9 protein-coding genes and 2 pseudogenes are annotated in these 10,505 nt (G+C 64.7%); 5 read left to right on the top strand and 6 right to left on the bottom strand.

Annotated elements, in window-relative coordinates:
* On the top strand, positions 1–194 hold a 194-nt coding region (locus BMG523DRAFT_RS03435), incomplete at its 5' end, for a transposase (RefSeq protein WP_083494726.1).
* 150 nt (positions 195–344) lie between these two features.
* Here BMG523DRAFT_RS03435 and BMG523DRAFT_RS03430 read toward each other — a convergent pair.
* A complete protein-coding gene (locus tag BMG523DRAFT_RS03430; RefSeq protein WP_023840037.1) occupies positions 345–2,054 on the bottom strand; it encodes an AMP-binding protein in 1,710 nt (569 codons plus the stop codon).
* Positions 2,055–2,271: 217 nt separating this feature from the next.
* Between BMG523DRAFT_RS03430 and BMG523DRAFT_RS03425 the strand changes: the two genes are divergently transcribed.
* A complete protein-coding gene (locus tag BMG523DRAFT_RS03425; RefSeq protein WP_023840038.1) occupies positions 2,272–3,135 on the top strand; it encodes a LuxR C-terminal-related transcriptional regulator in 864 nt (287 codons plus the stop codon).
* Between the two features lie 248 nt (positions 3,136–3,383).
* On the opposite strand, the gene BMG523DRAFT_RS22595 is transcribed toward BMG523DRAFT_RS03425, so the two are convergent.
* The 3 genes and pseudogenes from BMG523DRAFT_RS22595 to BMG523DRAFT_RS27190 all read right to left on the bottom strand — a co-directional run.
* On the bottom strand, positions 3,384–4,010 hold the full coding sequence (locus tag BMG523DRAFT_RS22595; RefSeq protein WP_049760999.1) for a transposase: 627 nt from the start codon (positions 4,008–4,010) through the stop codon (positions 3,384–3,386).
* Positions 4,011–4,144: 134 nt separating this feature from the next.
* Positions 4,145–4,345: pseudogene (locus tag BMG523DRAFT_RS27195) on the bottom strand (IS66 family transposase); the annotation flags it as partial.
* Between the two features lie 95 nt (positions 4,346–4,440).
* A pseudogene (locus tag BMG523DRAFT_RS27190) lies at positions 4,441–4,578 on the bottom strand (hypothetical protein); the annotation flags it as partial.
* A gap of 236 nt (positions 4,579–4,814) precedes the next feature.
* On the opposite strand from BMG523DRAFT_RS27190, the gene BMG523DRAFT_RS03410 reads away from it, so the two are divergent.
* Together BMG523DRAFT_RS03410 and BMG523DRAFT_RS03405 are read left to right on the top strand one after the other, a co-directional pair.
* Positions 4,815–5,717, top strand: a complete 903-nt coding sequence (locus BMG523DRAFT_RS03410; RefSeq protein ID WP_043590336.1) for a hypothetical protein — start codon at positions 4,815–4,817, stop codon at positions 5,715–5,717.
* Positions 5,718–5,799: 82 nt separating this feature from the next.
* Complete coding sequence (locus BMG523DRAFT_RS03405) at positions 5,800–7,293, top strand: antirestriction protein ArdA (RefSeq protein WP_051623751.1); 1,494 nt, start codon at positions 5,800–5,802, stop codon at positions 7,291–7,293.
* Between the two features lie 3 nt (positions 7,294–7,296).
* Here BMG523DRAFT_RS03405 and BMG523DRAFT_RS03400 read toward each other — a convergent pair whose 3' ends face one another.
* The gene (locus tag BMG523DRAFT_RS03400) at positions 7,297–7,506 is read right to left on the bottom strand and encodes a hypothetical protein (protein ID WP_043590334.1); all 210 of its coding nucleotides are present in this window, start codon (positions 7,504–7,506) and stop codon (positions 7,297–7,299) included.
* A 145-nt stretch (positions 7,507–7,651) separates the two neighbouring features.
* Between BMG523DRAFT_RS03400 and BMG523DRAFT_RS24165 the strand changes: the two genes are divergently transcribed.
* Positions 7,652–9,241, top strand: coding sequence for a HEPN domain-containing protein (locus BMG523DRAFT_RS24165; protein WP_152987823.1), 1,590 nt, complete (start codon positions 7,652–7,654; stop codon positions 9,239–9,241).
* 42 nt (positions 9,242–9,283) lie between these two features.
* Here BMG523DRAFT_RS24165 and BMG523DRAFT_RS03395 read toward each other — a convergent pair whose 3' ends face one another.
* Positions 9,284–10,387 (bottom strand): hypothetical protein, encoded by a 1,104-nt coding sequence (locus BMG523DRAFT_RS03395; protein WP_043590333.1) that lies wholly within the window; start codon positions 10,385–10,387, stop codon positions 9,284–9,286.
* Between the last annotated feature and the right edge of the window lie 118 nt (positions 10,388–10,505).

The following is a 10,505-nucleotide window of genomic DNA, read 5'->3' as shown; positions in this document are numbered from 1 at the left end:
TCGCCAACGCGGTGCTCCACGGCCTGTCCAACGCCACCGCGGAGGGTGTCAACCGTCTGATCAAACTCGTCTACCGCACGGCGTTCGGCCTGACCAACATCGTCCACCAACAGACCCGCGCCCGCTACGTCGCCTCCCGCGCCACCCGCCCAGCCTGGCCACTCCCCGTCACCACCACCACATCCACAGCGTGATCACCCAAACACGGTTTCAGACGTAGTGCGCAGAGCCTCATAACCGAGTCGCCTGAGCGCCACCGGGCTCACCGCTGCCGAACTGGACGACCCCCGGAACGGGGCACGCACTCCAGCGCGCCCCATCCACGGCCCGTGGTGTCTGGTCGATCAGTCGGCCTTACGGCTGGTCAGCCTGGGAAAGTCGGTGTCGCGGTACTCCATGCTGAGGCGGGTGCCCGCGGCTTCGCTCTCCCTGCTGCGCAGCTCGACGCGCCGGATCTTGCCGGAGATCGTTTTGGGTAGGTCGTAGAACTCCAGCCGCCGGACGCGCAGGTAGGGGGCAAGGTTTTCGCGGGCGTGACGGAGGATCGCCTCCGCTGTCTCGCGGTTCGGCTCCCATCCCGGAGCAAGTGCGATGTAGGCCTTCGGCACGGCCAGGCGTACCTCGTCGGGTGCGGGCACGACGGCTGCCTCAAGCACAGCCGGGTGTTCGACGAGGACGCTTTCCAGTTCGAAGGGGGACACCTTGTAGTCCGAGGCCTTGAACACGTCGTCGGTACGGCCGATGTAGGTGAGGTAGCCGTCCTCGTCGAGGGATGCGACGTCACCGGTGTGGTAGTAGCCGCCGGCCAGTACTTCCGCGTTGCGTTCGGGGCCGCCACGGTAACTGGTCATTAGCGCGAGCGGGTGCGCGGCCAGATCGAGGCACAGCTCTCCCTCAGTGCTGGAGCGCTGGCCGCTCACCGGGTCGACCAGGACCGTGGGCACGCCCGGCAGCGGACGGCCCATCGACCCCGGCTTGACGGCGGCGCCAGGTGAGTTGCCGACCTGGGCGGTCGTCTCGGTTTGGCCGAACCCGTCGCGCAGGGTCAGGCCCCAGTGGGCGCGGACCTGGTCGATGACCTCCGGATTGAGGGGTTCACCGGCCGACAGCACCTCGCGCAGCGCGCCGGGCCCGCCGGAAAGATCGACCTTGATGAGCATGCGCCACACGGTCGGCGGCGCGCACATCGTGGTTACGCCAGCCCGGCGGAGCTGCGCCAGCAGCTTGGCGGGGTCGAACGTGCCGTAGTTGTAGACGAAGATCGTTGCTTCGGCGATCCACGGCACGAAAAACGAGCTCCACGCGTGCTTTGCCCAGCCAGGGGAACTGATGTTGAGATGCACGTCACCGGGTTGCACCCCGGTCCAGTACAGGGTGGACAGGTGCCCGACCGGATAGGACACCTGGCTGTGCTCGACGAGTTTGGGCCGGCTGGTGGTTCCGGAGGTGAAGTAGAACAGCAGCGGATCGGTGGGGGCGGTACGGGATTCGAACCGGTGCACCTCGGTGACGCCGTCGGCCTCGGTGTAGGGGCGCCAGCCGGCGGCCTCGCCACCTACAATGACACCGTTCAGGTTTTTCAGCTTGACCTTCACCGCGTCGGCGGCATTGGCGATCACGCAGGTGGCGCCGCCGCGTTCGATCCGGTCGGCGAGGTCCGTCGGACCGATCGCGGTAGTGGTGGGTATGATTACCGCGCCCAGCTTCATGAGCGCCAGCATCGACTCCCAGAGCTCCACCTGGTTGCCGAGCATGAGGATCACCGGATCGCCCTTGCCGATGCCTAACCCGGCAAGCCAGGTCGCTACCCGGTCCGAGCGACGGGCCATCTCGTCATAGGTGCACCGACGTTCCGAACCATCCTCTTCCACGATCCACAGCGCCACCCGGTCGTTGTTCCGGGCGATTGGGTCAAACCAGTCGATGGCCCAGTTGAACTGGCCTTCGAACCGTGGCCAGCGGAACTCCTCCAGCGCCTTGCCGTAGTCCGTGCGCAAGTTGATCAGAAGATCGCGGGCAGTGCGGTAGGTCTCGGTCGCGGCAGTCGACGTCATCGGCAAACTCCTTCCAACACCGCACAGAGTCGTGCCGAGCCGCCCCCGCCGGCCACCCCCGAAAGTTGGTAGCAGGCGGGGATGGCCACGGGGTGGTAGCGGAGGTAGCCGCGTGATGGTCGCGTGATGGTCACGGGGATGGCCGGTCGACGGCTTGCCTCGGCCGGGTTACTGTGACGTGCACAACATGGCGGTGTGCGCAATGAGGACGGACGCGATGAGTGACACCCGATTACTTCGTCCAGACGACCGCGCGGCCTTGCGGGCCGAGCTGCGCACCATCATCCGGCAGGGCGGAGTCCCGGTGGCATTCGCCGGTGAGGTGGGTGGCAACCGCTTGCGCCTGACGGAGTTCCTGGGCACTCGCACCACCGGCCTGCACAATCTGGAGGTCTGTCCCGGCACGGGACTGGGCGGCCGGGTGATCCTGCAGGGCCGCCCGGTCGGGGTGACCGACTACGCCAGCGCGCGGAGCATCACGCATGACTACGACCGGCCCGTCCTCCGCGAAGGTCTCGCCTCGTTACTCGCGGTTCCCGTTCACGCTGGTGGCCGTTGCCGTGCCGTCCTCTACGGCGCGGTGCGCCAGCCCGCCGCGTTGGGCGACCGGATACGGGACGAGATCGTTGCCGCGGGCCGGCGGCTCGTCCACGAGCTCACCATCCGCGACGAAGTCGATCATCGGTTGGCGATGGCCGAGTCGCTCGCGGCCGTCAGACAGCTCGAGCCCGCGCACGCCGCCACGCTTGAGGAACTTCGTTCGGTGCACTCCGAACTGAGGGCCATCGCGGGAGCCATGTCCGATTCGGCGCTCCAGCGCAGGATCTACGCGGCCGCACAACGTCTCGTCGCCGTCGGCGAGAGCGGGCCGGGAAAGAATTCCAAGGTACGCCTGTCCACCCGTGAGACCGATGTCCTCGCCCAGGTCGCGCTTGGCTGCACCAATGCCGAGGTCGCAAACCGGCTTTCGCTCTCCCGCGAAACGGTCAAGGCATACCTGCAATCCGCCATGCGGAAACTGGACGCGGGCACACGCTACGAAGCCGTCGTCCGCGCCCGCAAGGCGATGCTGATCCCCTGAAATTACCCTGACTTCGCCCGGCGGGGACTTCCGCCCACGGAGAGCCGTGCCCGGTCTTCGTCGCTGAGCTGTTCGGGGCTCTCGTGGGCGTCGTGATGCGCCGAGAACCGCGTCGAGGGTCGGGCCGCCAAGTCGTAAGCATTCACCTGGTTTAGGGATCTTGCTGTAGGTGGCGGTTCGTGGGCGTGGCTGTGGGCCGTGCAGGCGGGGCCGGCGCGGCGGGATCGGTGGGATCGGTGGGGTGCCCGTCAGGTGGGGGCGACGGCGGGTGGTGGCATCCAGGGGGTGCCGCGGAACGCGAGCCGTAGGGCGTGCAGGGCGGAGACGCTGTGTTTGCGGGTGGTGGACAGGTAGCTGGCGATCTGGAGGCGGCAGGCGGCCACGGCCGCGGAGGTGAGCCGTCCGGAGATCTTCTGCTGGGTCTTGAACGGCCGTAGGTCGCCTTCGGACTGGTTGTTCGTCGGCCACACGTCGAGGTCGAAGACGAACCGGAGCATGTCGTCTTGGCGGTCGCGCAGGCACTCGAGTAGGCAGCGGCCGACCGGCTGCTTCGCGCCCTTCTCGGCCGCGGGGACATCCCTGAGCCCGACGCGGACCGCGCCGCGGTACTCGGCGACCAGCGGGTCGCGCAGCGCGGCGGGGACCTCGGCCAGCACGGCCGCGCGGGCGAGGTTGGCCTGGTGGACCAGGCCCCGCAACGCCTGCTGGAGCTGGACCGGCCACACCGCCTCCGGGTAGGTCTCGACGGCGTCCTGGAGGTCACGCAGCAGATGGCTGACACAGAGTTGGTGCAGGAAACCGACGAACTCCTCGGCGTCGTAGAGGGCGTAACGGTCGTGGACGACGACCCCGAGCATCCGGCCGAGCAGGAACACCCAGAAACTCGCCTTGTCGCGCCGCCCAGCATGAACAGCGTGAACAGCAGCGTCGACGCGGACAGCACGTAGCGCTTCTCGCCCTTCGGCCCGACCTTCAGCGGGGTCTCGTCGAACCCGACGACCTTCTCCGCAGCGATCCGCTGTTCGATCGCGTCGACCGGCTCGGCGACCACGTCCGCGCCCAGGGCCAGCAGCGAGCGCAGCCAGCCCGCCGAGACCTCCCCCCCCCACACACACAGCTCGGCGATCGCCTCCCTGGCCCGCTCGACCGGCAGGTGCTGGCGGACCAGGAAGTACAGCGCGAGCGCACGCAACTCCGGCCCGTAAGACACCGGCGCCCCGGACACCCCGCCGGGCCGGGCGGCTTCCGCCCCGGGATCGCGTCGTCCGTGGACGGCGACAACGACGAGTTCCGCGAGTTCCGCGACACCTTCCGCTCCAGGTCAGCGACCTTCGCCGTCAGCTTCGCGATCTCCCTGGCCTGTGTCGCCACCGTCGCCCGCAACTCGGCGATCAACTCCGCCTGCGCGCGGACGAGGGCGATCAACCCCTCCCTACCCGCCATACCTAGCCTAGNCTGACGATGACCTCTGTCTCACATCATCTTGGCAGGTAGGGTGGGGAGGCTGTGTCGCTTCCGGCCGGAGTTCTACGACTGGCGGGGTCAAAGGCAAGCATGGCGACGAGTTCGCTTACTACGTCTGCGGTGGCCGTCATCAGGGCAGAAAGTGCAGCTTGCCGTATCTGCCCGCCCATCACGTGGAAGACAACGTTGTCCGTGGCTGGCCCCTATGGGTGCGGATGCACGAGGTTGACGCCGAAGCGGCAGAGGTCGCCCTCCAAGACAAGTTGAACCTTGGGAGCGCGGACCGCGCGGAGACCCGGCAACGGGCTGCCCGCCAGATGAAGGTCTTGGATGACCAACGGCGCAAGCTTGTCCAGATGGCCTATGCCGACGCCATCCCACTCGACCTCCTGAAGACGGAGCAAGACCGCATCGGCCGGGAGCAGCTGGCCGCCCAGCGGGCTCTTGCCCAAGCCGAAACCGAGCACGAAGACATCTCCGAGACCTTCCGTCAGGCCGTCACCCTGATGCGCCTGGGCCCTGCGATCTACCAGCAGGCCACCCCGGAGATCCGGCGGATGTTGAACCGGGCCTTTTTGGTGCGCATTGAACTTGATGTAAAAGAGACCGGCACGATGCTGGCCCAGCCCTGGGCATCCATGGAACGTGTGGTACGTCACACACGGGAGTTGCGGCTCGCGGATATGGCCGACGTGACATGTATCACAGAAGGGTCGGGACTGGGCCCATCCGAGGGCCCAGAAACGACGGACCCCGGCCATGAAGATCATGACCGGGGTTCGAGTATGAATCCTTTGGTGGACCTCCTTCGGAGATACTCCAACCCCACCTCTGGCTACCTCCGTGATCTTCGGACCCTCTGCACCGTGTTGGACGAGGTCGACACAGCCCCTCAGCCCAGCCTGCTGGGCAAGACCGGCCGCGGACGCCGACCCGCCGTGGGCAAGGTCACAGATCGGCTCTCCCCCGCCGACATCGAGTCCCTGATCGATCTGTACCGGGCCGGCGCGACCGCCCGTGCCTTGGCCGAGAAGTTCTCGATCAGCCCAACCTCCGTAAAGACGCTGCTGCGCGAGCGGGGCGTACGACGGAGCAGCACCCCACTTACAGCAACCTGACCGGCTACGGAAGCCCGGCTGCCCTCATGGCCGCCGGGCTTCCTGCTGCGCCAACAAGGTCAACTAAACAGGAACCACATCCATGGAACACGCACCATCACACGAAAGGATCATCAACCAGGCAGGTAACGAACCCGTCGAGCAGTCGCACGACGAGCGCCTGATCAACCGAGGCGTCGAAGCCGCCACCCAGGAGGAGCGGCCCATCGACGACCGCACCGCGCGCTACATCGCCGGACAGCTCCACGGCGGCCAGGCCAGTGCCCTCTACAGTCTGGCCAGCACCGGCAACATCATCGAGGACACCGTCTACCACGAGCTGTACCAAGACCTCGAAGCCCAGACGCCGGAGGTCGCCTCCTGGGTCGAAGCACTGCGGGCCTACTGCCAGGCCCGGCCCGACAAGGGGCCGGTGAGCGGCTGGGCCGAGCACGCCACTCTCCTTGACCGCATCGAGGCCACGCGGGAGCGCACGCGGATGCTCGGCGGGATTGCCGTCGCCCCAGAACTGCCCGGCGATGAGGAGGGACAGACAAAAGATCACGTCCTGCATCCCGACCGGCTGGAGGAGCTGTTCGGCGAACCGCCGGACGAGGAGATCGGCCGGGTGGATGAGCTGGGCTGGTTCGGTCTGATCGTCGACCACGGCACCGGCGGCGGCACGATCATCTCCCAGGACGAGCAGGGCTTTCGCTACGTCTGGGAGACGACTGACGGCGAAGCCCTCGACCAGCGGTGGCAGGCCGTCCTCCGGGAGTACCGGCGCTACGAAGACACCCTTGTCCAACTCGAACGGCACGAGCAGGACGACCGGCGTGAACGGGTCGGCTACGCCTGCCCGGAGTGCGAAGAACAGATCATCGAACACGTGGTCGGGCTTGACGAGTCCGCCTGGACACACCAGGACGGCGGGCCACTGTGCCCCGTCGTAGGGGGCAACGGCTACGAACCGGCCAAGCCGGGCGTCTGGCGAGACGGCGAAATCGTGCCCTTGGCCGACGAAGCTGACGGCGATGCCTCCTACGGTGATGGACCCCGTATCTACGTCGCCAGCCTCGCCGACTACACCAACGGCGAACTACACGGCCGCTGGATTGCCGCTGATCGTGATGTTGAAGACCTGGAGGGCGCCGTTGCCCGCATCCTGGCGACGTCGCCGGCCCGGCGGTACGGCGAAGCGGCCGAGGAATGGGCCATCCACGACTACGAGGGCTTCGAGGAGGAGGTCACGTCCACGCTGGGCGAGTGGCCGTCGCTCCAGGATCTGAGCAAGGTGGCCAAGGGCATCGCCGAGCACGGGCCGGCCTACGGCGCGTGGGTGGCGTACGTGGGCCGCGCGAGCGATGAGCTGGTGGACCGCTTCGAGGAGTTCTACCGGGGTGAGTGGGGCTCGATCACCGACTACGCCCAGGACTATCTGGAGCAGACCGAGGTCTACAGCCTCCTTGGCGATCTGCCAGAAAGCATCCGGCACTACGTCAGCATCGATGTGGAGCAGTACGCCGAAGACCTGACGAGCACGATGCACGTGGCAGATACGCCGGAGGGCGGCGTGTGGGTGTTCGACGTGGAGTAGAGGTTACGAATCAATTGCCAGCTCGGTGCCGGTGTCATGGGCTACCTGCTTGATCCAGCGCTCGTGGCGGTCGAGCTGGTGGGACATGGCCAGACGTTCGTGTTCTTCGACCTCGTGGTCTTTGGCGAGGGCGTCAAGGGCTCCCAGGATGGCGTCGAAACGAGCGTCCTGCTTGTCGAAGCGAGCTTCGACCTCACTGAAGCGCTGCTCCATGTACTTGAATAGCTTGGTGAATTGATCGTCTGACATAACTGATTAGCAGTATGCGCGCGCCCGATAATTTTGGCAATAGTATTCTCGACTTCGTTCGGGACGGAGCCGTTACAGACGCCCCGTAGGCATGCGCTAAGATTCGAACATGGAAGCACTGCGCAAGATATACGGAGACGACTTCCTAGGGCATGTCTTGAACCTGGATGACCTTGAAGTTCCCGAAGAGTCGCTAAGCGATGGCCAGCGGGAGGCAGTAGCCTGTCTGAGGCTAGCCTCGCGACGAGAGCCGGGCGACAATGATGCTCTCTTCCATTTCAACGTTGCCGCGCGAGTGGGCCACTATATCACCGAAGTCGGGACCAATCTCTGCACGTTTGCCCGCCAGCATAGTACAGGAAAATCGTTGCAGATCGAGGGTGACGATTCGCTTCTCACTCACCTGTGGAATCTCGGTAGCCAGATTTGGCCGATTTTCCTTTTGCCTCGGCAGGGCGAGCGGGAGCCACACCTGATGAGTCTGGGAAGCTTCACCTTCAACCACCCAATCGCCCTAGCGGTCTGGCAGTCCATATTGCGCGACCGGTCGCTGCGCAGACTGTTTAAGCATGCCCCGAGCCGGGTCGATGATATGCGATCCGCAACAGAGATTAGCAGCTGGATCACATATTCCACGGGACATTCAGGAACATTGCAGCTGGTCATGCTGCCTGATGTCATGCTTACCGTTGCGCGCTATCGGCAGCTCTTGCATGGTAGCAACGATCTCGGAAGTTACCTGCAAGAGATTGCAGCAGTGCTGGACGAGGCACGACAACTAAGCCGCAGACAGGATATAAGAGTGCCGTACTTCCTTGGCCTCAGCAATATGCAGCTACCAGCCGACGAGATTGCCTCGACACCTTTCGGCACCATCCGACCTGTACGCGACACCGATCAGACCCTCATATCGATCTCAAACAATGCAGGATCCCATGTCACCGCAGTAATAGAAGCATCCCATCCCTGTAAGATTCTGGAAATCATACCAACTCAGGATGCAGCAGACGATTTCGATCGACTCGAAAGACTACGCGGAACATTCGATGATTGCCGGGAGCAGGCGGAACTGGAGGTCGTAGCTTGCCGACTATCGCTGTTGCTCGCCTCAGATCAGACGATGCTTATCGCTCCGGCTGTTGTTTCAAGGGCGCTTCTTGACACCTTCAATATGTATCCCTTGCAGACTTGGAGATCACAACCACCGCAGCCTTCAGGCGTGAGCTTGCTCGATGCGGCATCGGTCGAGCGCGCGACCGAATGGTCAAAAAGGCTCACCCTCGGTAATGTGCGCAGACTAAAGATCGGAGCAAGACGAATCCTGTCGGCGGCGAGCGATCGAGGAGATCTGCTCGACAGCCTCATTGACGCCGTCATCTGCTGGGAAAACATGTTTGGGAGTACTCCCGATACGGCGTTCCGGATATGCGGGGCTATGGCATGCCTCATGCAACCCGAAGATCGCGACGCGCGCGAAGAACTGTTGCGGAAACTGAAAAGAGTGTACAGCAGGAGAAGTGACATCGTCCACGGTAGGACAGAGCTTCCAGCCTACAAGGTGCAAGAGTATCGTGATACCGCGATCAAATTTGGCCTCGAAGCGCTTCGCCTACTGCTAGTAAATTCGGATCTAATGGCCATTCAGGAATCGTCACTGAGGGCCGAACTGCTATTGCGGGCGGGAGGCTACCTAGACTAAGAGTGATCAACAGGATGGTCTTTCCCGGCCGCGTTACAGAGTTTACCGTAAAGAGCCAAATTCCCGTTCCAGCACCCACGAGAACGCCACCCCGCTCTTCGGGAAGACCCAGCCGTCATACCGGACGCTGACGGTGGGCGGGCTGGCATCCGCTGGGCTGCGGGAGACTCTCGTGGGCTGGGAGCCAGCGATGAAGTCCAAGACGTTCACGTGCCGGATGCCGCAGCCTCCGTAGCTGAAGTCGACATCGATGCCCTTGCAGGGTGCGCCGAAGTCCAGGTAGAGCAGGTGGCCGTGCTGTTGGACAAGGACGCGGTAGGTGTAGGTGATTTCCACTTCACGTGGGGAGCCGGGCTCGACGTCCAAGGTCACGGTAAAGGACTGGCCGCCGGAGCGTTTGCTCCGGCGGGTCGACCGCGGCCGACCGTCCACGGTGAACTGGAGCAGCTCGAAGGCGTCGGGCGAGGCAGCGTCGATGCCGGCAACCGGCTCGAAGTACCAGGCTTCGGCGTTCGTAGGGTCGAGGAGCGACTCGCGGTACTCGTCCGGGTCGGACGTGCAGGCGAAGCGGCGGGTTGCCTCGGTCAGCGTGACGCGGTACTCCCTGCGGATGGTCGCCACGAACATGCTGCCCTCGCCGGACGCCGGCCCCTTGGGCCACGGCGCGAGATTGACGGTGACCCGCATGTCCTGGCGGCGTTCGGTCGATGCTGTGACCTGGTGGCGAAGGTCGGAGTAGAGATCGTGAGCAAGGGCTTGGTCGCCGAGCTGTATGGCCAGGGTGTTGCGGACCACCCGGTCAAGGGTCTCCGGAGAGGCCACGTCTACCAAGGCGTCCGGAGCGAAGGCGAAGCCGTCGATCACGGCATCCCGGATGGCCGGCGCCTCCTCCTTGAGCACCTTCCGGAGACGTTCGTTGGCCCGCTCTTCTGCATCCCGTTCGTCGATGTACTGAAAGGCCACGACGATCAGGCCGCTGCCGAAGAGGGTCGAGCCGAGCTCGGAGAGCGGCAACCAGGCCAGCCATGGAGCGACGATCACTAGATCATCGTGCTGGCCGAGCACCAAGAGCAGGACGCCGAGAGCCGTGAGGATCACGGCCAGGAGGGTCAGCTTGGTGCGGTAGAGGCGTTGGAGCGGCGACATAGGTACAAGATCAGTGTAGCACATTGCTGATCTTGCTCGGGAACGTGGACGGCGCGGCACCTCCGAGGAGACGGAGGTGCCGCGCCGTGGACGACGGACAGAGGGTGCCTCAGCGGCC

Origin of the sequence: Frankia sp. BMG5.23 (assembly GCF_000685765.2) — a bacterium.
Classification (GTDB): Bacteria; Actinomycetota; Actinomycetes; order Frankiales; family Frankiaceae; genus Frankia; species Frankia casuarinae.
This window is presented reverse-complemented; position numbering and strand designations above follow the sequence as displayed.

Excerpts from the sequence above, each read along its gene's own strand:
- BMG523DRAFT_RS03425 (WP_023840038.1), top strand. The coding sequence starts at position 2,272 with ATGAGTGACACCCGATTACTTCGTCCAGACGACCGCGCGGCCTTGCGG.
- BMG523DRAFT_RS03430 (WP_023840037.1), bottom strand. The coding sequence starts at position 2,054 with ATGACGTCGACTGCCGCGACCGAGACCTACCGCACTGCCCGCGATCTT.
- BMG523DRAFT_RS03395 (WP_043590333.1), bottom strand. The coding sequence starts at position 10,387 with ATGTCGCCGCTCCAACGCCTCTACCGCACCAAGCTGACCCTCCTGGCC.
- BMG523DRAFT_RS24165 (WP_152987823.1), top strand. The coding sequence starts at position 7,652 with ATGGAAGCACTGCGCAAGATATACGGAGACGACTTCCTAGGGCATGTC.
- BMG523DRAFT_RS03400 (WP_043590334.1), bottom strand. The coding sequence starts at position 7,506 with ATGGAGCAGCGCTTCAGTGAGGTCGAAGCTCGCTTCGACAAGCAGGAC.
- BMG523DRAFT_RS03405 (WP_051623751.1), top strand. The coding sequence starts at position 5,800 with ATGGAACACGCACCATCACACGAAAGGATCATCAACCAGGCAGGTAAC.
- BMG523DRAFT_RS03410 (WP_043590336.1), top strand. The coding sequence starts at position 4,815 with ATGCACGAGGTTGACGCCGAAGCGGCAGAGGTCGCCCTCCAAGACAAG.